At 70.2% G+C, this 23,229-nt stretch carries 21 protein-coding genes; 5 read left to right on the plus strand and 16 right to left on the minus strand.

What is annotated here, in order from left to right:
- Nucleotides 1-60 precede the first annotated feature (60 nt).
- The 6 genes from ACZ4AA_RS04080 to ACZ4AA_RS04105 form a co-directional block, all read right to left on the minus strand.
- Complete coding sequence (locus ACZ4AA_RS04080) at nucleotides 61-846, minus strand: anti-sigma factor family protein (protein ID WP_467594819.1); 786 nt, start codon at nucleotides 844-846, stop codon at nucleotides 61-63.
- 38 nt (nucleotides 847-884) lie between these two features.
- A complete protein-coding gene (locus tag ACZ4AA_RS04085; protein ID WP_037619265.1) occupies nucleotides 885-1,415 on the minus strand; it encodes a sigma-70 family RNA polymerase sigma factor in 531 nt (176 codons plus the stop codon).
- Between the two features lie 226 nt (nucleotides 1,416-1,641).
- Nucleotides 1,642-2,229, minus strand: a complete 588-nt coding sequence (locus ACZ4AA_RS04090) for a CGNR zinc finger domain-containing protein (RefSeq protein ID WP_467594825.1) — start codon at nucleotides 2,227-2,229, stop codon at nucleotides 1,642-1,644.
- Nucleotides 2,230-2,634: 405 nt separating this feature from the next.
- Nucleotides 2,635-3,786 carry a uroporphyrinogen-III synthase gene (locus tag ACZ4AA_RS04095; RefSeq protein ID WP_467594828.1) on the minus strand — a complete coding sequence of 384 codons (1,152 nt, stop codon included), beginning with the start codon at nucleotides 3,784-3,786 and terminating at the stop codon, nucleotides 2,635-2,637.
- 127 nt (nucleotides 3,787-3,913) lie between these two features.
- Nucleotides 3,914-5,293 (minus strand): nitrate/nitrite transporter, encoded by a 1,380-nt coding sequence (locus ACZ4AA_RS04100; protein WP_467594831.1) that lies wholly within the window; start codon nucleotides 5,291-5,293, stop codon nucleotides 3,914-3,916.
- Between the two features lie 199 nt (nucleotides 5,294-5,492).
- Nucleotides 5,493-5,888, minus strand: a complete 396-nt coding sequence (locus tag ACZ4AA_RS04105) for an SgcJ/EcaC family oxidoreductase (protein WP_467594835.1) — start codon at nucleotides 5,886-5,888, stop codon at nucleotides 5,493-5,495.
- A gap of 141 nt (nucleotides 5,889-6,029) precedes the next feature.
- Here ACZ4AA_RS04105 and ACZ4AA_RS04110 point away from each other — a divergent pair, with 141 nt between their 5' ends.
- Nucleotides 6,030-7,151, plus strand: a complete 1,122-nt coding sequence (locus tag ACZ4AA_RS04110; RefSeq protein WP_467594838.1) for a sigma-70 family RNA polymerase sigma factor — start codon at nucleotides 6,030-6,032, stop codon at nucleotides 7,149-7,151.
- Between the two features lie 130 nt (nucleotides 7,152-7,281).
- Here the strand turns inward: ACZ4AA_RS04110 and ACZ4AA_RS04115 are convergent, their stop codons facing one another.
- From ACZ4AA_RS04115 to ACZ4AA_RS04160, 10 genes are all read right to left on the minus strand, one after another.
- Nucleotides 7,282-8,277: a hypothetical protein gene (locus tag ACZ4AA_RS04115; protein ID WP_467595147.1), complete on the minus strand. Its 996-nt coding sequence runs from the start codon at nucleotides 8,275-8,277 to the stop codon at nucleotides 7,282-7,284.
- A gap of 35 nt (nucleotides 8,278-8,312) precedes the next feature.
- Entirely contained in the window at nucleotides 8,313-8,972 is a 660-nt protein-coding gene (locus tag ACZ4AA_RS04120; RefSeq protein ID WP_467594841.1) for a hypothetical protein, read from the minus strand.
- 178 nt (nucleotides 8,973-9,150) lie between these two features.
- Complete coding sequence (locus ACZ4AA_RS04125; RefSeq protein WP_467594844.1) at nucleotides 9,151-9,837, minus strand: hypothetical protein; 687 nt, start codon at nucleotides 9,835-9,837, stop codon at nucleotides 9,151-9,153.
- A gap of 19 nt (nucleotides 9,838-9,856) precedes the next feature.
- Nucleotides 9,857-10,546 carry a hypothetical protein gene (locus ACZ4AA_RS04130; RefSeq protein ID WP_467594847.1) on the minus strand — a complete coding sequence of 230 codons (690 nt, stop codon included), beginning with the start codon at nucleotides 10,544-10,546 and terminating at the stop codon, nucleotides 9,857-9,859.
- 10 nt (nucleotides 10,547-10,556) lie between these two features.
- Nucleotides 10,557-11,897 (minus strand): zinc ribbon domain-containing protein, encoded by a 1,341-nt coding sequence (locus ACZ4AA_RS04135; RefSeq protein ID WP_467594850.1) that lies wholly within the window; start codon nucleotides 11,895-11,897, stop codon nucleotides 10,557-10,559.
- Nucleotides 11,894-12,211: a hypothetical protein gene (locus ACZ4AA_RS04140; protein ID WP_467594854.1), complete on the minus strand. Its 318-nt coding sequence runs from the start codon at nucleotides 12,209-12,211 to the stop codon at nucleotides 11,894-11,896. The genes ACZ4AA_RS04135 and ACZ4AA_RS04140 overlap by 4 nt, the downstream gene beginning before the upstream one ends.
- Nucleotides 12,212-12,384: 173 nt before the next feature.
- Complete coding sequence (locus ACZ4AA_RS04145) at nucleotides 12,385-13,863, minus strand: acyltransferase family protein (RefSeq protein ID WP_467594858.1); 1,479 nt, start codon at nucleotides 13,861-13,863, stop codon at nucleotides 12,385-12,387.
- The gene (locus ACZ4AA_RS04150) at nucleotides 13,860-16,100 is read right to left on the minus strand and encodes a bifunctional polysaccharide deacetylase/glycosyltransferase family 2 protein (RefSeq protein WP_467595150.1); all 2,241 of its coding nucleotides are present in this window, start codon (nucleotides 16,098-16,100) and stop codon (nucleotides 13,860-13,862) included. The genes ACZ4AA_RS04145 and ACZ4AA_RS04150 overlap by 4 nt, the downstream gene beginning before the upstream one ends.
- 141 nt (nucleotides 16,101-16,241) lie before the next feature.
- Entirely contained in the window at nucleotides 16,242-17,240 is a 999-nt protein-coding gene (locus ACZ4AA_RS04155; RefSeq protein ID WP_467594861.1) for a hypothetical protein, read from the minus strand.
- Nucleotides 17,241-17,680: 440 nt separating this feature from the next.
- The gene (locus ACZ4AA_RS04160) at nucleotides 17,681-18,673 is read right to left on the minus strand and encodes a LysR family transcriptional regulator (protein ID WP_467594864.1); all 993 of its coding nucleotides are present in this window, start codon (nucleotides 18,671-18,673) and stop codon (nucleotides 17,681-17,683) included.
- 83 nt (nucleotides 18,674-18,756) lie between these two features.
- Here ACZ4AA_RS04160 and ACZ4AA_RS04165 point away from each other — a divergent pair, with 83 nt between their 5' ends.
- The 4 genes from ACZ4AA_RS04165 to ACZ4AA_RS04180 all read left to right on the plus strand — a co-directional run bounded on the left by ACZ4AA_RS04165 (nucleotide 18,757) and on the right by ACZ4AA_RS04180 (nucleotide 23,229).
- A complete protein-coding gene (locus tag ACZ4AA_RS04165) occupies nucleotides 18,757-20,034 on the plus strand; it encodes an MFS transporter (protein WP_467594868.1) in 1,278 nt (425 codons plus the stop codon).
- A gap of 119 nt (nucleotides 20,035-20,153) precedes the next feature.
- A complete protein-coding gene (locus ACZ4AA_RS04170; RefSeq protein WP_467594871.1) occupies nucleotides 20,154-21,449 on the plus strand; it encodes an ABC transporter substrate-binding protein in 1,296 nt (431 codons plus the stop codon).
- A complete protein-coding gene (locus tag ACZ4AA_RS04175) occupies nucleotides 21,446-22,411 on the plus strand; it encodes a carbohydrate ABC transporter permease (RefSeq protein WP_467594877.1) in 966 nt (321 codons plus the stop codon). Before ACZ4AA_RS04170 ends, ACZ4AA_RS04175 begins: the two co-directional genes overlap by 4 nt.
- The gene (locus tag ACZ4AA_RS04180; protein WP_467594881.1) at nucleotides 22,408-23,229 is read left to right on the plus strand and encodes a carbohydrate ABC transporter permease; all 822 of its coding nucleotides are present in this window, start codon (nucleotides 22,408-22,410) and stop codon (nucleotides 23,227-23,229) included. The genes ACZ4AA_RS04175 and ACZ4AA_RS04180 overlap by 4 nt, the downstream gene beginning before the upstream one ends.

The raw sequence follows: 23,229 nt of genomic DNA on the forward strand, positions 1-23,229 counted from the left end.
GCAGCCGTCAACCGTACGCGAAGGGAGGCCCGCCGGGCTACGTGCGCGCCCGGAGTCCGCTCATGCCTTCACCTCGACCAGGCGCTTTCCGCCGAAGGTCATGACCTCGAAGTGATCGATCTGGTTCGGGGTGAAGGCCGCGCCGCCGTGGACGTAGAGAGGCTGTTTGGCCTGCTCGGTCTTGGCGTTGGGCGTGCCGTAACCCCAGTCCGGGACCGACCAGGAGGTCACCGTCTCGCGCTCGCCGTTCTTGCCGACGGCGATCAGGGAGCACTTCTCCGGGCCCGTGACGTTTTTGAGCTGGAGGACCGCGTGGGTGCCCCAGTCCTTCGGCTCGATCGCGACGACGGCGCTGACCTTGGTCTTCGGGTCGACGGCCGACGACTTGTCGGTCATGACCTCGAAGGCGGCCTTGGCCGGGCTGGTGGGCATGGCCTGCGGCGTGTTCGTCCCTGTGTCGCTGCCGCCGTTGACCGCCATGACGGTCAGCGGGCCGCCGATGATCAGCGCGGCCGCGGCGGCCACCAGGTACATGCCGCGCCGGCGCTTCTGGGCGCGGCGCGTCGAGACCTCGTCGACGAGCCGCTCCGCGAGCCGTGGGCTCGGGCGGGCCGAGAGGGACTCCGCGATGGCCGGGCTGCCCTGGGAGGCGGGCAGGTCGGCGAGTGCCGCGAGCATCGGTTCCATGCCGGCGAGCTCGTCGAGCTGCTGGGCGCACCACTCGCAGGAGGCCAGATGCTCCTCGAAGGCGGTCGCCTCGATGTCGTCGAGAATGCCGAGGGCGTAGGCGCCGACAGTCTCGTGAATGTTGTCCCCGGACCCTTGCTGTCCTCGTGGACCTTGCATGGCTCCCGGACCACCTGTTCCGTAACCCCCGTACGTGTTCATGCCGTCACCCCCCGCTCCTCAAGCGCAAGCTTCATCGACCGAAGGGCGTAGAAAACCCGTGAGCGCACAGTGCCGCTGGGAATGCCGAGCGTTTCGGCCGCCTCATTGACGGTACGCCCTTTGAAGTAAGTTTCGACCAATACTTCCCTGTGAGCAGGGGTCAGGTCGTCCAGCGCGTCCGACAGTGTCATCAGCCACAACGCCTTGTCGATCTCGTCCTCCGCGGGAATGACCTCCAGCGGCGACGGGTCGACCTCCTGAGGCCGGGCCTGCCGGCTGCGGTGGCCGTCGATGACGATGCGCCGGGCGACCGTCACCAGCCAGGGGCGTACCGAACCGGTCGCTCGATTGAGCTGGCCGGCGTTCTTCCAGGCCCGTATGAGCGTTTCCTGCACGACGTCCTCGGCGCGCTGCCGGTCTCCGGCCACCAGGCGCAGCACGTAGGCCAGCAGGGGCCCCGCGTGTTCGCGGTAGAGCGCACGCATCAGCTCTTCGTCGGGTTCGGTCGACGAAGACTGCTGAGACATGCGATGTCGGGCCCTTGGCCTGTGTTCATCAGCCACGGCTGAATCCTTGCGCACGCCTACCTCCGGTGTCCGGGGGTTCCCCCAGTCGGTCGCTCATCACCGGGTACGTGTGCTGGTACGCGGGTGTTCAAAGTGTTCAGTATTTTTTCTGGTGAAGATGTGTAGACGGCGAAAAGAATGCGCACCGATCACGTCGAGTCACGTGTAAATCACGCACAGATGTGATTCAGGCGCGTGCCAGGGCGGCCCGCCGCCGATGCCGGGCCACGCGTTCCCGATTGCCGCACAACTCACTTGAGCACCAGCGTCGGCGTCGGCCGCGCGAGGTGTCGAGATAGACGATCGGGCAGTTGTCACCCTCACACTGTCTCAGACTCGCACACGCTTGCGGGTCGGTGAGCAGGTCGAGGGCGTCCCGGGCCACCACGGAGAGGAGTTCACCGCAGTACGGAGGGGTGCGCAGCCCCGGTCGCAGCGAGCCGTCGTCGGCGCGCACGGCCCGGGGGGCGGGCGGAGCCGCGAGTGCGGCGGCGTTGACACGGGCGAGCGCGCTGTCGGCGGGCCGCCCGTCCAGCTCGCCGCGGACCAACTGGGCGACGTGTCCACGCAGTTCACGGAAGCCGAGCAGCCATGAGGCGTCCACGGCGGCCAGTGCGGTGCCCTCGGGAACCAGTCCGCACGCGACGACCCAGGCACTCAACCGGGCGGTCGAGTCGAGGCGTTCGTCGGGATGGGTGGTCGCCGTCAGGTCCAGGCAGATCCGCCCGGAGTCGAACCGCAGCTCGTACGAGGCTGTGGCCATGCCCGATGCCATGCGCCTGTCACCGCCTTGGGGTCACCTGCCGCTGTACCCCCTACAGTGCATCCCCCGGCGCCCCGCCGGAAGACTCGGCACCGGTCCCGTACCGGATGCGTGCCGGATGCTTACCGGGCGCCAGGACGTATCGGGCGGGACGCGCCGTGGACGCCCGCGTACGCGGCCGCGTTCCTCGGCCATGTCCCCTGCTCCGGACCGCCGGTTCACTGTCGGACATGACGGCCGACAGGACGGAGCGGCGAGATGCCGTCGCGGGTGTAGCGGATGCGGCCACGGTCGCGACGGGCCTGATCGCGGGGGCCCTCCACGTCTTCGCGTGGGCGGCTGGAACGTCGTACGGGCCCTGCTGTCGACGCTCGCGCCGGCCCGACTGGCCCCTGCCCCGCCGCGGCACCGGCGGCCTCAGGCGTCGGCGTACTTGGCGTCCGCGGCCGGGTCGAGCGCGAGCCGGTAGCCGCGCTTGACGACCGTCTGGATCAGCTTGGGCGCGCCGAGTGCCGTACGCAGCCGGGCCATCGCGGTCTCCACGGCGTGTTCGTCGCGGCCGGATCCCGGCAGCGCGCGCAGCAGTTCGGCCCGCGCCACCACCCAGCCGGGCCGCCGCGCGAGGGCCCGCAGCAGGGACATCCCGGCGGGCGGGACGGGCCGCAGCACCCCGTTCACCAGCACCGCGTGGCCCCGGATCTCCACCTGGTGCCCGGCGATCGGCAACGTCCGCGCCCGGCCGGGCAGTTCCTGGCACAGCAGCTGTACGAGGGGGCCGAGCCGGAAGCGTTCGGGCTGGACGGTCTCGACGCCGGCGGCCTGGAGCGGCAGGGCGGTGACCGGGCCGACACAGGCGGGCAGGACGTCGTGGTGCAGCGCGGCGAGGAACTCCGCGCGCAGGCCCCGCTCCTCGGCCCGGGACAGCAGGGAGGCCGCGGCGGGCGCGCTGGTGAAGGTGAGCGCGTCCAGACCGCGGGTGAGGGCCGCGTCGAGCATCCGGTCGACGGGGGCGATGTCCTCGGGCGGCATCCACCGGTACACGGGCACGAGGACGACCTCGGCACCGGCGGCCCGCAGCGACTCGACGAAGCCGGGCAGCGGTTCACCGTGCAGCTGTACGGCGATGCGGCGGCCGTCCACGCCCTCTTCGAGCAGCCGGTCGAGCACCTCGGCCATGGACTCGGAGGACGGCGACCACTCCTCGGTCAGCCCCTGGGCCCGGACCGCGCCCTTGACCTTGGGCCCGCGGGCGAGCAGTTCCACGCTCCGCAGCCGCGCCAGCAGCTCCTCGCCCAGGCCCCAGCCGTCGGCGGCCTCGACCCAGCCGCGGAACCCGATGGCGGTGGTGGCCACCACCACGTCCGGCGCGTTGTCGACCAACTCCTTGGTCGCGGTGAGCAGTTCACCGTCGTCGGCGAGGGGCACGATCCGCAGGGCCGGCGCGTGCACGACGGTGGCCCCGCGCCGCTGGAGCAGCACGCCCAGTTCGTCGGCCCGGCGCGCGGCCGTCACCCCCACGGTGAACCCGGAGAGTGGCCCGTGTCCGGGTCGCTGCTGTTCGTCGTCCATGGGTTCTCGTCTCGCGCTCGTCGAGTCGTCGTACGGGGGCTGTGCCGTCTGTCGTACGTCGTGGCCGGTCCGAGCCTGTCAACGGACCGTGACAGGCTCGGATCGAGGTGATGTCGGGCGTGTTACGTCATACCTCGGCGTAGCTGAGCTGGGGCTTCGCCTCGGCGGTGGCGCTCGCCCCGGGCTCGGCGGCCGGGCGCCGAAGGTATACGGCCCAGGTGACCGCGAAGGCGGCCGCGTAGAAGACGAGGAAGGAGACGAAGGCTCCGGTGCCGGAGCCGGAGTCGAGGAAGGACTGGCGGAAGGCGAGGTTGATGCCGACGCCGCCGAGCGCGCCCACAGCGCCGATGAGCCCCATGGCGGCCCCGGAGAGCCGCCGTCCGTGGCGGGCGGCCTCCTCCCCTTCGAGCCCCGCTTCCCGGGCCTTTCGCTGGAAGATGCCGGGGATCATCTTGTACGTGGAGCCGTTGCCGAGCCCGCTGAGCACGAAGAGCACCACGAAGACGGAGACGAACAGGGGCAGTGACTTCTCACGGCCGGCGAACACCAGGACCCCGGTCGCGACGGCCATGGCGACGAAGTTCCCCAGGGTGATCCTGGCGCCGCCGTAACGGTCGGCGAGCCATCCGCCGACGGGACGGATCAGCGAACCGAGCAGGGGGCCGACGAAGGTGAGGTAGGCGGCCTGGAGCGGGGTCCGTCCGAACTCGGCCTGGAGCACCTGCCCGAAGGCGAAGGCGTAGCCGATGAACGATCCGAACGTCCCGATGTACAGGAACGCCATGATCCAGGTGTGCGCGTCCTTCGCGGCGTCCAGGGCCGCGCCGGTGTCGTTCTTCACGGTGGTGAGGTTGTCCATGAAGAGGCCGGCGAGGACGGCGGCCACGACGACGAGCGGGATGTAGATCCCGAGCAGCACCCGGGGCCCGCCGCTCGCGCCGATGACGGCGAGCGCCACGAGCTGGATGACGGGGACGCCGATGTTGCCGCCGCCCGCGTTGAGGCCGAGCGCCCAGCCCTTCTTCCGCAGGGGAAAGAAGGCGTTGATGTTGGTCATGCTGGAGGCGAAGTTGCCGCCCCCGACCCCGGCCAGCAGCCCGATCACGAGGAACGTGCCGAACGAGGTGCCGGGCTTCATCACGACGAACGCGGCGACGGTCGGCACGAGCAGCAGGCTCGCGGACACGATGGTCCAGTTCCGGCCGCCGAAGAGCGCGACGGCGAAGGTGTAGGGCACCCGCACCACCGCGCCGACCAGCGTCACCATCGAGGTGAGCAGGAACTTGTCGGCCGGGGTGAGCCCGTACTCAGGTCCCATGAACAGGACCAGCACCGACCACATGGTCCAGACGGAGAACCCGATGTGCTCGGACAGCACGGAGAAGAGCAGATTGCGCCGGGCGACCTTCTCCCCCCGCTCGGCCCAGAAGACCTCGTCCTCCGGATCCCACTCCTCGATCCAGCGACCGCCCCGCGCGGGGGCCGTACTCGTGGCTGGGGCAGTCATCTCACGCCTCCATTGGTTCTCCGGGCTTACCGACCTGCTGTTTCCCGAAGGTAGGGAGGGCGCGTTTCCGCGCTGTGCCTGTGAGTGACCTGAAGGGAACGTTGCTCTCACCCGGTCCGGGACCCGGCGGTGAGGACGGGTCGGGAACCGGGTGAGGGACGTCCGGCGGGCTGGTCCAACGGCGTTCCCGCCGGGGCGGTCAGACGGACGCGTTGTGGTACGAGGTGATGGCCCAGGGCCCGTCGGCGCCGTCGCGGACGAGCACCCAGGTCGCCCGGTGCTGCCGGTCGGCGGGGACCTCGCTCTCCCCGTCCAGGAGGATCCCGGCCTCGCTGACGACGACGGCCGTGCCGGGGCGCGGGAAGCGGATCCGCCGGGGCTCGTCGAGCGGCCGGGATCCCTTCAGCGGTCCGGCGAACGCGGCCGCGATGTAGGCGCGGATCTCGTCACGCCCGTCGTTGAAGACGCCCGGCATCACGACGGTCGCGTCCTCGGTGTAGAGCGCGGCGAAGGCGTCGGCGTCGTGTTCGGCCCAGGCGGAGTAGAGACGGTCGAGGACGGTCCGGACGTCCTGGCTGTCGTCGGTACTGGTCATGATGGTTCCTCTCGCTCGATCGGGTTCGGCGCCCCTATGTACTTCCGGGCCGCCGCGGACTCATCGGTGCCGGGGCGATGACTTCGGACGGGTCCGGAGGTAGGTACCGGTGAGTGGCGGGACGCGGCCGAGGAGCGGACGATGCAGGCACGTGACGACGACGGGTTCGACGGGGGCCACGAGGGCCCCGGAGCGCGCGACGACGGCGTCGGGCGACGCGGGCGCGACTCCGTGCGGCGCGGTGACCACTCCGTGCGGCGCGACGACGTCCGGCGGCGCGACGGCTTCGAGGAGCGGACCGCTCCCTACCGCCACGAGTTGCTGACCCACTGCTATCGGATGGTCGGATCGGTGCACGAGGCCGAGGACCTGGTGCAGGAGACGATGCTGCGGGCCTGGCTCGCCTACGACCGCTACGACCCCGGCCGCGCGTCCCTGCGCACCTGGCTGTACCGCATCGCCACCAACCGCTGTCTGACCGCGCTGCGCGGCCGCGCCCGCAGACCTCTGCCGTCGGGCCTGGTGGGCGCGCTGGAGGACCCCGGGGCGCCGATGACCCTGGGGGCGGAGGTGCCGTGGCTGGAACCGTTCCCGGACCAGGGCGCGGCCGGTCCCGTCTTCGGCACCGGGGCCGGGGCCGGCGATCCCGCGCGCGTGGTCGCCGCCCGGGGCAGTCTGCGTCTCGCCCTGGTCGCCGCGATGCAGCTGCTGCCCCCGCGGCAGCGGGCGGTCCTCGTCCTGCGCGACGTCCTGGCCTGGCCGGCGACCGAGGTGGCCGAGGCCCTCGAAACGTCGACGGCCTCCGTGAACAGCGCGCTCCAACGGGCCCGCGCGCGACTCGGCGAGGCCGGTCTGTCGGAGGACGAGGTGACGGAACCGCCGGACCACGAGCAGCGCGCGGTGATCGACCGCTATCTGCGCGCCTTCGAGGCCGCCGACCTCGACGCCCTGCGCACGCTGCTCACCCGTGACGTCGTACTGGAGATGCCCCCGGTCCTCAACTGGTACGTCGGCCCCGACGCCTACGTCGCCTTCATCGCCCGCGTCTTCGCGATGCGCGGCACGGACTGGCGGCTGCGCCCCACCTCGGCGAACGGCCAGCCCGCGCTGGCGGCGTACGTCCGCGCCCCGGGCGACGACGCGCACCGCCTGCACACCCTCCAGGTCTTCACGGCGGACCACGGCGCGGTCAGCCACACGGTGGTCTTCCAACTTCCCACGGTCTTCGCCGCGTTCGCACTGCCGGAGATCTGGGAGGACTAACCGGGCCGGACAGGATCTATCGGGGTGGCTGCGGGGGTACGGGTCCGGGCTGGGCGGGGTGCGGGACATAGGGACCGTACCGGCCGTGGGGAGCGCCACCGACGTACGGGGGCTGCCCCGCGGACCCGCCTCAGCGGTTGATGGACTGGATCTCCTGCACGACGACGTCCTGGTCCGCCCCGAACGTGCCGTCCGGCAGGTTCCGCGCGTCCGCCACACCGGTGCCCGTCCAGTGGATCTTCCACGTGATGGTGGCCCGCAGCTTGTACGAGCCGTCGCCCGAGGAGCGCAGGTACTTCACCCCACAGGGCGGTGTGTCCTCGGCCTTGCCCTTGGCGTACGCCTCGCCGATGCGATCGCCCGTGATCCGGCAGACGCCCGAGGCGGGATAGGTCTGCGCGTCCGCCGTGCCGGGCTCGATCTTCAGCGCGACCGGCTCCGCGGTGGTCGTCGCGCTGACGTTCAGCAGGGGAACGGAGGCGGTGACCGAGACCGGTTTGAACTTCGCCGTGTCCAGCCACGCCCACGTCGGCAGGTTCACCTTCGTCGTACCCGTGGGAGCCAGGTCCACCTTGGTCGAGGGGACGCGTATCTCCCCGTAGGCGAGCTGCGCCAGCGTCTCCGGGGTGACGGCCCGCGGAATGTTCGCCGGCGGGGCCGCGCCCTTGTCGACCCAGAAGATGGACTCCGTGCAGTCCAGCGCGTGCGGGTCGCCCTCGCGGCCCGCGGTGACGTACGAGTCCCACCAGTAGCCCTTGCCGGCCTTGTCCTTGTTGAAGTCCTTGGCCACGCCGCCGTTGACGTACTTGTCCCGCTGTTCCTGGTCCCATTCGGGGCCGGTGGACTCGGCGCTCCAGATGGGCTCCAGGTACTTCTGAAGCTGATCGGGGGTGTACTTCGGGGCGTAGTAGCAGGCGGGCGGGGTCCAGCTCCCGGAAGAGGAGACCACCGGCCCGGAGGAACCCCCGGCCCCGTTCTTGGACCGATCGAACACGACGACGCCGGCGGTGGCAGAAAGAGTGCCATTCCCGTCCGAGTCGCCGTGCTGCTGCGTCTGCCCGACGTTGCCGTCGCCACCGCGTCCGCCCGCGTAGGCGACTCCGGGGGCCAGGGCCACCAGGACCATCACTGTCACGGCCGCGGCTACCTTGGCTGCTTGCTTCACGGCTGGCACGCCTTGGCCCCCCGGTCCGAGATGATGTCCGTCGTCTGCCACACTCCCTGACCATTCCTGACCAGCTTGGCGTTGTAGAGCACGTAACTGTCCGCCGTCGTGGGTGTGTTCTTGGCCTTCTTTGTCTTTCGGTTCTTGAGGAACGACTTGCTCTCGTCCGAGCAGTAGACGACCGTCGCCGACGTGGTGCCGGACAAGGTCACACGCCGGTCGAAGTACCGGGTCGTACCGACCCAGGTGTCCCCCTTGTCGAGATAACCCTGGACATAGGTGATCGCAGCGTTGAGCGCCTTGCCGGAGTTGTAGAAGCCGAGCGCCTTGGTGTTGACGCTACCCCGGAAGATCGCGTCATCCATGGAGTTGACGCTGAGGGCGTTGTCCGCGAGGACGGCATCCTTCGCCGGGTCGCCTGTCTTCTCACCCTCGAAGATGTTCTTGACGCCGGCCGGGAAAGCGATCTCGGGGCGCCCGGCACCAGCTGTCGAGGCCGTCGCGCTGGGTGAAGGGGACGGCTTGTCGGTGGTATCCGCGCCGGCGATCTTGTCGTTGGCCTTCGGCTTGTCACCACCCCCGCCGCACCCGGCCAAAAGCAGCGCGGCTGACGCTCCGACAGCGGCTGTGACAAGCAGACGGGAACGGCGGCTCACGGCAGACTCCTGTGCGGCGTGGGGTGCGGAAGGGCACCAACACGCTAGCGGGGGCCTGTGCGACGACACCAGCGCGAATGGTGCCAAGCGAGTAACAGTGCCTGGCCATAGCGGGCCATAGCTCCTCCAACTGCCCTTCCGAAGCACTCGATTGAGCGACGCCGGCCCAGGTTCCAGTTCACCCAGTTGCTGACCGCAAAGCCCCCGGACCGTCGAAGGCGACCAGGGACGCGATCCGGAGCAGGATCACCCGGTAATGCTCACGGTGTCCGACCGCCGCCGTGCTCAGCGTGAATACGGCCAGCCGCTTGCAGTCCGGATGCGGCACATGAGCCCGGAACTGGACCAGGGACGTCCGAGGAACCCCCTCCACAGCCGCGGGAGTACGCACGCTCTCACTGAACGTCACCGGTCCACACGGAAGTTCGGCGTACTCGACGAGCGCCCGCGCGTCGAGCCCGCTCACCGCGCGGGCGGCCGTCACGGCGCGCGGCGCCACCGCCGTGGCACGCCAGGAGACGGTGAGGAACGACAGCAACGGCCGTCCGTCGCACACGGCGTCCCCGCCGACGTCGTCGCGGTGCAGCCCGATCGAACAGTGCACGGTTCCTTCCTCCCTCAACGCGCCGAGCAGTCGCTGCCCTTGGGCGAGCCGGTCGATGAACCGCTGCCGCGCCGGCTCGTCGGGAGCGGCCTGGAGGAACGGGTCGAGAGCGATGCGCAGCCCGTCCGCCACGGGGGAGTCCGGGGCGGGCAGCAACGCGTCCAGGGGTACGGCGGTGAAACCTGCGGGTTCCGCGAACCAGATCTCGGCCTCGGGGTCGTCGGCCGAGTCCGCGAGGGTGAACTGGGGAGCCGTGGTCATCGAATCCTGCCGGTACGGGTCAGCGGGGGTGTGTGTGCGGGCGCACCGCGTCGGGGACGTGGGCGCCGGAACGGCGGGCCCGTTCGAGGGCGGCGAGGCTCGCGTTCCAGTCGGTCGGCGCGATGCCCCGGCGTCCTGTGGCCGTGCGCTGATACAGCAGATGGAGTCGCCTGGGGGCCGTTCCCTTTCGGGCGCGAGCCGCGATGACGGCGATGAAACGGGGGTCGCCGGCGAACCAGAGCGGCTCGATCTCCGCCTTCAGTTCCGGTTTCGTCCGGGCGGTGCCGAACCTTCGCATCCACCAGAAGGTACGCATCCCGGAAAGAAACAACAGCGGAATCCGCTCCCCGGGGTCCTCAGGATTGGGCAACTCCAGCCACATCTCGTCCTCTTGAACCCCAGGATGCCGATTCCGCCCCCGAGGAACACCCACCAAAACCTGCCAGGGGTACTCCCAGAGAACACGCTGGATGTAGATGGAAGGCCGAATATAGGCAAGCTGGAGGACGGCTCGGAAGGCTGCATAGCCCAGTACTGGAAGGAAGAGCAGGGTGTAGCCCGGAGACAGATAGACGACCAAGAAGGCCAGGGCGCCGACCCAGACAGCGATCCAGCCGATGAAGCGCAGAGCGATCATCGTGAAATGCAGAACAAAGGCTCTCCTGGTCGGAGGATGATCCCACGCGGTCGAGTACTCGGCCGGAGTCATGTGACGCCTTTCAGAAGACATGACGGGCGATATTGACGAGCCCTCCGGCATCGAGGCCGAGCCTGGCGCCATCGACACCGGCCACCGAGCCGTCCTTGATCCCGTCGTCGTCGGTGTCCACAGTGCTCAGGGCGAGGCCGAGGCCTGCGGTGCCGACTCCGAGCGAGGCCGAGGTGACCTCGATCCCTCTCGTGATCTGCGCAGCTCTGGCGCCGCGAACCGTGAAGCCGAGCAGTGCATTGTCCAAGCTCGAAATGGACTTCGCATGGTCCATGGTGCTGCCTCCCGTGCGGACGATCCGTTCGCCGAGCGAGAGAGCATCACCCGTCTCGCTCGCAGCGCGAAGCCCAATCGCCGCGCCCTTCCCCACTGCGGCAATGCCGGGAACCATTCCGAGAGCGTCACCCCCGACAGTCACGAGGTTGCTCCAGAAGTCGGTGTCGAGCTCGCCCTTGGCAAAGCCGTCTCTCAGTGACGCCCACACCGTGGGGTTCTCAGAAAGTCGGGTAGTCAACGCCGCCGCACTGAGCACCGAAGCCGCCAACAACAACACCGCGGCCAGCGTCCCACCCGAAACAACGAACAACGCCACCAACCCGATCACAGCCCCCAGCGTGCTCAGGATGTCCGGGAGGTTTTCGGTGATCCAGTCGAGGGCCGAGTCGAAACAGCCTGGTTCATGGGGCGCCAGCTTCTTCGTGGCCGCGCGGATCTTGCCCGCCCGCAGCTGAGCCCGGCTCTCGTGTTCCTCCGCGAGTGCGCGGGCCTCGCGGCGAATCGCGCGCAGGGCGTCCTCCGCGTCCTCCACCGCCGACTTCGCCCTGGTCAACGCCTTCCGCGCCTCGTCGTGCGCGGCGCCCTTCCCGTCCAGGTCGGGACTGTCCCCCGCCTTCGTGGCGTGCCCCTTGGCCCGGTCCACGGCGTCCTGCGCGTCCCTCGCGTCCCCTTCGAGCCGCCTGGCCCGCCGCTGGAACTCGTCCAGTTCGCCTTCCCAGCGGCCGAGTTGCCCGGCCGCCTTGCGGATGGAGTGGGCCGCGTTCTTCAGGTTCAGGGGAAGGGGCCCGCCGTCGAGCTGTTCGCGGAAGGCGACGGCCGCGTCGCCCTTCCAGTAGCTGCCGTCCATCAGCCTGGTGACGAGTCCGTGCGTCTCTTCGAGAACCTGCGCGCACCCCGTGAGCTTCTTGCGCAGACCGCTCACCGTCTCCGTACTGCCCGGCACCGGGTTGAACCCGAGATGGGGATAGTCGGGGTTGGGGATGCGCGGGGCCGACTTGAGACCCTGCGGCTTGTCGCGGTCGGCGAGGGAGCGCGGGTCGAGCGCCGCTCCGGTGTCCGTGGGCCGGTACGTCACCTCGTACCACCGCCCCCGCCGTTCCCCGACTTCTTCAGGGACTGTTCCAGTGCCTCGTCCACCTCGCGGTAGCTGTCCCGGCTCTTTCCGATGATCTTCGCCAGGTCCTCGGTCTGCTCGCCGATCCGGTCGGCGCCGTACTTCCAGTCGTCCTGGAAGTCCTCGCAGGCACAGTCGAGATCGTCCGTGCCCAGACCGGTGACCGTCGCGTCCTCCAGTGCCCTGCGAAGGCCCCGCAACGACTCGGTCGACGCCCTGAGCATCTTCATGAAGTGCGACAACTCGTCGCCGTCCACGGTCAGCCGCTCTGCCACGCCCTCCACTCCTTCCGGATCTCGGCGAGTGCCCGTGACGCTAGCCGGAGCCGGTACGACCGTTTCGGGACAAAGGGTGCCGAGATGTCATCCGGAGAGGAATATAGAGGTGCAAATAGTGACGAAACGGCCTCCTCGAAACCTTCGATCGAGTGACACCGCGAAGTGAACGACTAGTGCCGCGCCCTGGACCTGCGGCCCCGCTCCGCCGAACGCCCCGTGGATCCGCGGCTCTTGGAACCGTTCGGCCAGAGGCGTGGGCCTCGTCCGGCCGCGATGTCCTCGATCCAGCCGAAGGCCAGGATGGTCAGGCCGATCAGCGGCCACACCAGCACGAACATCCACAGCGTGTAGGTGGCGTCCAGGACCGACGTCGCCCGGTCGCTCTCCATGAAGGGGAGGTTGTACAGCTGGTCGAGGATCGGGACCGTGGCCATGATGAGCATGTTGTGCCACAGGTAGATCGTGACCGCGCGATTGTTGGACAGGGTCACCAGCTTGTCCCACCGCGCGAGGCGGCCCGGCAGCTTCTGCCAGGACGGGCTGTACTGGAGCAGGATCACCACGAATCCGAACGACCACATCGCGTCGGCCAGCGGGATGTCGTTCAGGTCCCAGCCGTCGGGGCCCAGATGACCCGAGGCCCACCACAGGCCGAAGGCCATCACCAGGGCCGAGCACGAGACGGCGAGGTAGCGCGGGACCTGCGCGAGCTTCCCCTCGTGATGGGCGAAGCCCAGGATCCAGCAGCCGCCGTAGACGGCGAAGTCGGTGACGGCGTTGCCGGTCTCACCGGGAAGGGTGACCAGCCCGGTGCCGACCACCGCCGTCAGGACGAGGGGGGCCAGCACGGTCATCCACGGAACGCGGCGGAACGCGCGCAGCAGGAGCGGGGAGGCGACCACGAACCAGAGGTAGGCGCGCAGGTACCAGAGCACGCCCGCGCCCTGGACCGCCCAGCTGTCCTCCAACAGGCCGGACGGGGAACCGAGATGCTCGGGGTAGGGAGGGGCGCCGATCGGTACGACGTAGTTGAGCAGGTCGGCCAGGCCCCAGGCGCCGCCGAGATCGGGGTCCTTCACGGGATTCCAGCCGGCCAGGAACATCATGGCCAGCGCCACCGCGCCGAACGCCCAGAACGGCGGCAGCAGGCGCCGCAGGCGTCCCCGGACCACGCTGAGGGCCGGCCGGCTCAGTGAGCGCGCCATCAGGGAGCCCGCCAGCGCGAACATCACGCCCATGGAAGGGAAGACGACCGTCAGCCAGCCCCAGCCGAACAGGTGGTACACGACCACGCGGACCAGCGCCATGGAGCGGAGCAGGTCGAGATAGCGGTCACGGCCGGGGCGGCGCGGGGCCGGCTTCCCACCCTGGTCGACCGCCGCAGACGCCGAGGCCGCAGGCGCCGAAGCCGCAGACGCCGAGGCCGCAGGCGCCGAAGCCGAAGCCGTCGTGGCCGCAGGCGACTCGGCCACGGCGGCCTCGGACGACCACCGTCCGGCCTCGGACGACCACCGTCCGGCCTCGGACGACTGTCCGGCCTCGGGCGGGGTTTCCGTCCCGGGCCCCGTACCCGTCCGCGGATACGGGACCGCCGGCCGGGGGGTTCCCAAGGGCGGAGTCGCCCCCGCCGGGTACTCGTGCGTGGTCATCCGACCGGCCTCCGTTCGTTCCCGCTGTGCGACACCCGCTCCTGCTGCGGGACCGATCCGGGCGCCGCCCCCACGACACCCGTGCGCCGCAGCTTCTGCCAGCGCAGCCGGCCGCCGGTCAGGGCGGTGATCCAGGACTGGAGCAGGACGACGTACATCAACTGCCGGTAGAGGATCTGCTGGAGGGGGAGCGAGATGAGATGGGACATGCGCTCCTTGTCCAGGCGGAACGCGTACGCCGCGCAGACCGCCTGGATGGTGAGGACGGCCGCCCAGGCGACGAGCGTCCTCCCGGTCGGGCCGAAGACGATCCCGTACACGAGGAAGATGTCGATCAGGGGCGCGAGGAGCGGGGCCAGGACCATGAACAGGGACACCAGGGGCAGGCCGACCCGGCCGAAGCGGCCCGACGGGCCCCGTTCGACCAGGGCGCGGCGGTGCTTCCAGATCGCCTGCATCGTGCCGTACGACCAGCGGTAGCGCTGGGACCAGAGCTGCTGGACGGACTCCGGGGCCTCGGTCCAGGCCCGCGCCCGCTCGGCGTAGACGACACGCCAGCCGTCGCGGTGGAGGGCCATCGTGATGTCGGTGTCCTCGGCGAGCGTGTCGTCGCTCATGCCGCCGACGCGCTCCAGGGCCGAGCGGCGGAAGGCTCCGACCGCGCCCGGGATCGTCGGCATGCAGCGCAGGATGTCGTACATACGGCGGTCCAGGTTGAAGCCCATCACGTACTCGATGTGCTGCCAGGCGCCGATGAGCGAGTCCCGGTTGCCGACCTTGGCGTTGCCCGCGACCGCGCCGACCTCGGGGGCGGCGAAGGGCTGGACGAGCTCGCGGACGGTCGCCGGTTCGAAGACGGTGTCGCCGTCCATCATCACGACGATGTCGTGACCGGCGTTCGCCAGACCCCGGTTGAGCGCCGCGGGCTTCCCGGCGTTGGCCTGGCGCACGACGCGTACGTTCGGCAGGCGCAGGTCCTCGACGATGCGGGCGGTGCCGTCGCTCGACCCGTCGTCGATGACGATGATCTCCAGAGGGTGCTCGCTCGCCACGAGGGAGTTCACGGTGTTCTCGATGCACTTGGCCTCGTTGTACGCCGGGACGAGCACCGAAACCGGTTCGGTGACCGGGGCCGCGCCCCAGCGGAAGTCCCTGCGGCGGACCCGGCGGGCGTGCAGCGCGGAGAGCAGGAGCATCATCCCGAAGCGGGTGAAGACCAGGACGCCGATGACGGCGATCCCGACCACCAGGACGTCGGTGACCTTCTCCGAGGCCTGGACGAGGAAGATCCAGGCCCTGCCCTTCCACAGGTCGAGGCCCCTCACCGGGGTGTTCGCGCTCGGCGCGTCGAGCGCCTCGGTGAGATTCTCGAACGCGTAGCCCTGACGCTGGAGTTGGGGAATGAACGTGGCCAGCGCCTGCACGGTCTGATGCCGGTCGCCGCCCGAGTCGTGCATCAGGACGACGGCCCCCTTGCCGCCCTTGGGCGTGGCCCGGCGGATGATCTCGGCGACGCCCGGCTTCTGCCAGTCCTCGCTGTCGGTGTTGTTGACGACCGTGATGTAGCCGCGTGTTCCGACGTACTGCGTCACGGGCCAGGACGTGTTGTCCATGGCGTCGGCGAAGGAGGAGTACGGGGGCCGGAAGAGGGAGCTGCGGATGCCCGCCGCGCCCTCCAACGCCAGCTGGCTCTGCGACAGTTCCCAGTCGATACGGCTCTTGGACTGGTACGACAGGTCGGGGTGGCTGAAGGTGTGCAGGCCGACCTCGTGGCCCTCCTTCACCATTCGCTCGACGAGACCCGGGTAGCGCGAGGCCATGGCGCCGGTGACGAAGAAGACGGCGTGGGCGTGGTTCGCCTTCAGGACGTCCAGGACCTCGGGGGTCCAGGTCGGGTCCGGTCCGTCGTCGAAGGTGAGGACGAGCCGGTGGTCCGGGACGCCGAGGCTGGTGGTGCGGCCGCTGCGGGTGTCGATGACCGGGCCGCCGTCGAGGATCTTCTCCGGCACCTTGTCCGTGGCCGCCTCGGGCCGGACGCGGTGGTCCGCGAGGATCTCGGTGTGCACGTAGCCGCGCAGCATGAGCATGGCGATCATCGCGACCAGGAAGAGGACGGGCAGCAGGAAGCGCATGGGCAGGCGGCGGCGCCGGGCGTCGCGGCCGCGCCGCGGGGTGGTTCCGGGGCCGGCTCCCGGGGTGCCGGGCGACGGCCCGTGGCGGCTGGTGCGGGACATCAGAAACGGTTCTCCGGGAGCCAGAGGGAGCGTGCGGACGGGGAGCCGGGGAATCCGGGCCCTGTCATGGACGGGTCCTTCGCGCACCGCGCCACCGCGCCGGCGGAGGCATGGTCCTGCCGGGCGGGTGCGCTCGGGCGGGGCTCACCCATTGGGTACGGTCCCCGTCCCGGTGGAGCCTGTGGCGCCCGTGCTCTCCGTGGGGGCGGGCGTGCTGCCGGGCGAGGTCGTCGTGGTGCTGGGCGAGGGCTGGCCGTCCGCGGAGGTGGACGGTCTGGGCCCGGGACCCGCGGCCTTGGTGCTGACGCCGGGCTTCGGCTTCTTCGTCGCCGGCGCGCTGGGACCCGGGTCGGCGGACGCGCTGGCGGAGGCGCTCGGGGAGGCGCCCTTCGTCGCGGATCCGCTGGGTGAGGGTGTCGTTCCGTCAGCAGCCCTGGCCACAGCGCCGGGTGCGGGTGCCGTGCCCTTGCCTGCCGGGTTCACCGACCGGGTGGGCAGGGGTGAGGCCTCGACCTGTCCGGCGGGCGTGTCCTCCTCCTGACCCGGTACCGGCAGCCAGGGCGCGTTCGAGTTGCCCGACAGCAGCGTGGCGACGATCACGACGGCGTAGACGGCGCAGGCCACGGCGACGAGCATGCCGAGGCGGCGGTAGCGGCGGCTGCGGCGGCCGGACGCGTCGACGAAGACGGGGCCGTCCGAGATCTCGGTGGCCGCGGGGGTGCCCGGGTCCGGCGGTTCCTCCGGCCCGGAGCCCGTGCCGTCGGGCCCGATCACGGATCCGTGCGGGTCGTGACCGTTCGCCGCGTGGCCCTGCTTTCGCCGGGAGGCGCGCGGTCGCCGGACTCGGTCCGGCGCGGCTCCGGCGAGCACGTCGGCCACCGGCCCGCCGGGCAAGGACGCCCCCTCACCGAAGGGCGGCCCGTCGGCGGAGGACGTTCCCGCGCCGAAGGGCGGTCCGTCGGCGAAGGGCGGTCCGTCGCCGGGGGCCGGCCCGCCACCGGAGGCCGGTGGCTCGCCGAAGCGGGGCCGTGCCGGGGACGTACGGGTGAAGGGCCACGGACTCGCCGTGCCGCCGGAGGACGGCCACGACCCCGGCTCACCCCCGGACGCCGAACCCGCCTCGGGCCGACGGCCGGTGGACACTCCCGTCTCCGCCACGCGACCGACGAGCAATTCGGTCTCCGGCTCCGGGATTCGCTCGGGACGTCCGCCGACTGCTCGCTCGGCGCGTTCCCCACGCTCAGGACTGATGCCAACTCCCATTTCCGGCCACGAAATCGCTCTGCCGGGCGTCGGCCGGGCGTACGACGCCTCGGCTTGTCACCCCGGTGACGGATCGGCCCGATATCTGCCCGATATCTGCCCGGCTGATCGTTTTTCCGCTCAGCCGATTGGGCGTCTTTCCGCCAGTTACCTACGCGCATGTGCATCCCCTCACGGGATGGCTCAGGAGTGCGCGACGACTCTGGGCAAATGCTGTCGATACCGCCTGGATCGGGCCCCCGCCCGCCCCAAACGCCCCCAATATCACATCTCGCCCGGACGAAGAATGTAGCGCACGTGGAGGACTCATGCGTGACGAGTTATGCACGGGGAGTGAAGACAAGGGCGTCAGTGGCTGGAATCCACCCTTCTTGGGGGTTCAGTAGCCACTCTTCTTCGCTCGCGAGTTCGATAGCGGCCCGTATGAGCGCATCTATCCCCGGATGGACAAGCCCCTTGCGCCACACGAGTGACACCGGAGACAGCGGAACGGGGTCGATCAGGGGCCTCGACACCGAACCGGGCATGGCCGGAAACTCCACCACGGCGAGGACGGGATTCCGCCGCTTCGCCATGATCCGCCGGAATTCCTCGGCTCCGACCGCCACCGGTGCGGGTGACGCGAGTCTGATGCCCCGTCCCTCGAACAGGTGATGTGCCAGGTCGGTCCACTCCAGGGTCCGTGGGTTCCCCGCCCCCGCGTACACGGTCTCGCCGGCGAGCGCGGCCAGCGGAACGGCCTCCAGGGCGGCGAGGTGATGGTCCTCCGGCAGAACGACGGCCATCGGCTCGTAGCGCACGAGCCGCTGCTCAAGACGGGCCCGGACGGCGGGGTCGAGTCCCGCGAACCGTCCGAACGACACGTCGAGCCGGCCGGCCAGGATGTCCGCCGCCGCACCCGTGAGCCCGGTCTCGTAACGGGCCATCAGCTCGCTGCCCGGCGCGAGGGAGCGGGCCCGGTCGAGGACACGGCTGGAGACCAGACCGGCGGTGTTGACGTCGACGAGCAGCGCCCGCTCCTCGCCGCCGGGCCGGGCGAAGGCGTCGAGGAGCGCGTCGTGCGCCTCCAGCACCCGGCGCGCGTACGGCAGCAGCCGCTCGGCGTCCAGCGTCGGCGTCACCTGCCGGGTCGTCCGCACGAACAGCTCCGCCCCGAGCTCGCGCTCCAGCCGCCGGATGTCGCGGCTCAGGGACTGCTGGGCGACATACAGACGGGCGGCGGCGCGGGTGAAGTGCAACTCCTCGGCGACCGCGAGGAAGGCACGCAGCAGACGGAGGTCCAGATGACCGGGAAAGGGGCGTTGACCAGGCATCACGCGAATCTACAACGCAGATGCGTGAATCGCGACGGAGTAGGTGTTGGACCGCTCCCGGGGCGCCGGGCGACGGTTCACCCATGTCACCGCTCACCCCGTACCGCCGTCTGTTCGCGCTGCCCGGCACCCGCGCCTTCACCCTCGGAAACCTCGTCGCCCGGCTGCCCATGGGCATGTTCAGCGTGAGCGCGGTCATCATGATCGCCGGCGCCCGGGGCTCGTACGCACTCGCCGGCGCCGTCACCGCGACGGGTCTGGCCACGACGGCCGTGGTGGCTCCCTGGACCGCGCGGCTCGTGGACCGGCACGGGCAGGCCCGGGTCGCCGTACCCGCCACGGCCTTCGCGCTGCTCGGCGGGACGGGGCTGGTGGCGTGCGTGCGCTTCGGCGCGCCCGACTGGGCCCTGTTCGCCGCGTACGCCGCCACCGCCACCACCCCCAACACGGGCGGGATGTCCCGCGCGCGCTGGGCCCATCTCCTGGGCGGGGACGCGGCGGCGCTGCACACCGCGAACTCCTTCGAACAGGCCGTGGACGAGCTGTGCTTCATGCTGGGCCCGGTCCTCGCGGCCCTTCTCTGCGGGGCGGTCTCGCCCGAGGCCGGGATGCTCGTGGGGTGCGCGCTGCTGATGACGGGCGTGCTGCTCTTCACCGCGCAGCGTTCGACACAGCCGCCGCTCCGGCCGGCCACGGCATCGGGTTCACCCGTGCTCGCGCCCGGAATGCCTCCGCTGCTGCTCTCCTTCCTCGCCACCGGGGCGGTGTTCGGGGCGATGGAGGTGGCGACGATCGCCTTCGCGGACGAGCGCGGGCACAAGTCCGCCGCGGGTGTGGTGCTCGCCCTCCAGGCGGCGGGGTCGTGCGCGGCGGGTCTGGTGTTCGGCGCGATGCGCCGGGGTGCCCGCTTCGACTCCGAGGCGCTCGCCGCGCGGCGGTACGCGGTGTGCGTCGGCGCCATGGCGGTCCTGCTGACGCTGCCCCTCCTCGCCGTCCGGCTCACCGGCTCCCTCACGGTTCTCGCCGGTGCGCTGCTCGTGGCCGGCATGGCGACCGCTCCGACGATGGTCACCGGCATGACGCTGGTCCAGCGGCGCACGCCCGAGGGCCGGCTGAACGAGGGCATGACGCTCGCGGTGACCGGCCTGCTGGGCGGGATAGCCGGCGGCTCGGCGGCGGGCGGATGGATGGTGGAGCACCTGTCACCGGCCGCCGGTTACACGGTCCCGGTCGCGGCCGCGACGACCGCGCTGGCGATCGCCACGCTGGGCGCGAGAGCGCACTCCCCGGTCCGCTCCCCCCGGCACACCTCGCTGTCCGGCCCGTCGAACGCCGTCCACCATTCCGGTCCAACCCATTGACCTGTTCGCGGCGCCCGCCTACCTTCCCCCGTCGAAGCGCTTCGACGTCCCGCATCGAATCGATTCGACGAGCGATGCGGGACGGCCCGATACCCATCCAACTCCTCTGGAGGCAGTGGATGTCGACGACACGAAGGCGCCTGGCGGCGGCGGTGGCGGTGACCTTGACGGGTGCCCTGCTGGCGACGGCCTGCGGCGGCTCGGACGGTGGCTCCGTTGACGGCAAGACCTTGAGACTGTGGCACTACGAAGGGCCGGACAGCGCGATGGGGGTGGCCTGGAACGAGGCCATCAAGGAGTTCGAAGCGCAACACCCGGGTGTGAAGGTGAAGTTCGAGGAGAAGGGCTTCGAACAGATCCAGAAGACGGCGCCCATGGTCCTCAACTCGGACGACGCACCCGACCTCATGGAGTACAACAAGGGCAACGCGACGGCCGGACTCCTGTCCAAGCAGGGGCTGTTGACGGACCTGACGGCCGAGGCCACCGAGCGCGGCTGGGACAAGAAACTCAGCGCCGGCGTGAGGACCACGAGCCGGTACGACACGAACGGCGTCATGGGCTCCGGCAAGTGGTACGGAGTGCCCGACTACGCCGAGTACACGATGGTCTTCTACGACAAGGACCTGTTCAAGAAGTACGGGATCGCGCAGCCGGCCACGTACGGCGAACTCACCGCCGCGATGGACGAGTTCGTCGCCAAGGGCGTCACCCCGCTCGCCAACTCCGGCGCCGAGTACATGGCCCAGCAGTACCTCTACCAGCTCGCCCTCTCCAAGGCCGACCGCTCCTGGGTCGACTCCTACGAGCTGTACAAGGGCAAGGCGGACTTCCACGACGCGGCCTGGACCTACGCGGCGGACACCTTCGCCGACTGGGTGCGGAAGGGGTACATCTCCAAGAAGTCCAGCGGCACGAAGGCCGAGGACGCGGGCGTGTCCTGGATCCAGGGCAAGGCGCCGATCCTCTTCTCCGGCAGCTGGTGGTACGGCCGCTTCGCGTCCGAGGCGAAGTTCGACTGGGATTCCGGCCTGTTCCCGGGATCGAACCTCACCCTGGGCTCCGGCGGCAACCTGTGGGTGGTCCCCAAGGGCGCCAAGAACAAGGACCTGGCCTACGACTTCATCGACATCACCCTGTCGAAGAAGATCCAGAACCTGCTGGGCAACAAGGGCGGCGTCCCGGTGGCCGCGGACACTTCCGCGATCACCGACGCCAGGACCAAGACCCTGATAGCCGACTACAACACCCTCTCGGGGCGGGACGGGTTCGCCTTCTACCCGGACTGGCCGGTGGCGGGCTTCTACGACACCCTCGTCTCCGAGACGCAGAAGCTGATCACCGGCAGCGAGAAGCCCGACGCCTACCTGGACCACCTCCAGAAGGCGTACGACAAGGGCGTACCGCGGCGATGACGGTGACCGCCGAACGCGGCGGGCGGGTGACCGGCGCGAAGACCCGGGCCGGTCACCCGGGCCGCCCGCACACCTCCTACGCGCTGTTCCTGCTGCCCGGCGTGCTCGCCTTCACGGCCGTCGTCGTCGTGCCGTTCCTGATGAACACCGGGATCAGCTTCACCGACTGGCAAGGGGTCGGCACCCCTTCCTGGACCGGCCTCGCCAACTACCGCGAACTGTGGGGCGACAGCGAGTTCTGGGCGTCCTTCCGGCACAGCCTGTTCATGGTCCTGGCCATGGCCGCCGTGCCGACGGCCATCGGACTCGTCCTGGCCGCCGCCCTGTTCGACTTCGTCGCCAAGCACTTCGGGGCGCGGACGGCGGCCGTGCTCCGGGCCTGCTACTACCTGCCCCAGGTGCTGCCGATCGCCGTCGCCGGGATCGTCTGGAGCTGGATCCTCGCGCCCGACGACGGATCGCTCGACACGCTGCTGAGGGCGGTCGGCCTCGGATCCTGGCAGCAGGACTGGCTGGGCGATCCCGATCTCGCGCTGTACGGCGTCATGGGCGTGATGGTGTGGGTCCAGCTCGGCTTCCCGCTCGTCGTCTTCATGGCGGGGCTGCAACGCGTGGACCCGCAGCTGTACGAGGCCGCCGAACTGGACGGCGCGGGCTGGTGGCGGCGGTTCTGGCACATCACGCTGCCGCAGATCCGCCCGGAGATCTCGGTCGTCCTGCTGTGGTGCACGATCGCCGCGCTGAAGGTGTTCGGGGCGGTCTACGTCCTGACGAAGGGCGGTCCCGGCGGCGCGACCGACGTGCCGTCGTACTTCTCCTTCACGACCTTCTTCGAGAAGACCCAGGTCGGCTACGGCGCCGCGATCTCCACCGTCCTGACCGTGATCGTCCTGGCGCTGGCGCTGATCGGGCTGGGACTCCAGACCCGCGCCGAGGACGCCGAGGAAGGGGCCCGCGCATGACCGCGCTCCGCCGCTACCCGGTGCTCGTGGCCCTCGTCGTGGGCGCGTTGTTCATGGTGGTGCCGTTCGCGGTCGTCGCCCTCAACGCGGTGAAGTCGCCGTCCGAGTACGCGGCGCACGGCCCCCTCAGCCTTCCGCACGGCCTCTACCTCGGCGGGGTCGAGGACTTCTGGCGGCGCGCCGACTTCGGGCAGAAGCTCCTCAACTCGGTGCTGATCTCCGGCTCGGTGGCGGCCCTGGCCGCGGTGCTGTCCGTCCTGAACGCCTACGCGATCGGCATCGGCCGGATCAGGGGCCGCACCTGGGTGCTCGCGTTCTTCGTCCTCGCCAACACCCTGCCGCAGGAGGCGCTGGTCTACCCGCTCTACTACCTGAGCAAGGAGGCCGGTCTCTACGACACCCGGCTCAGCGTGATCATCGTGTTCACGGTGATCCAGACGGCGTTCGGCACCTATCTCCTCTCCTCCGTCCTCGCACGGTTCCCGCGCGAGATCATCGAGGCCGCGCGGATCGACGGGGCGAACCGGTGGCAGGTGCTGTGGCGGATCGTGGTCCCGGTCAGCCGTCCCACGATCGGTGTGCTGCTCGTCTTCTTCTTCATCTGGACGTGGAACGAGTTCCTGCTGCCGCTGGTCATGCTGATCTCCAACGACAACCAGACGGTGTCGGTGGCCCTCGGCGTCCTCCAGGGGCAGCGTCTGATGGACGCCACGATGACGAACGCGGCCGCCCTGCTCGGTGTGCTGCCCGCCGTCGTCTTCTTCCTGCTCTTCCAGCGGACCCTGACCCGCGGTATCGCCGTCGGCGCAGTCAAGTAG

Source organism: Streptomyces sp. NPDC024698, from assembly GCF_055559015.1.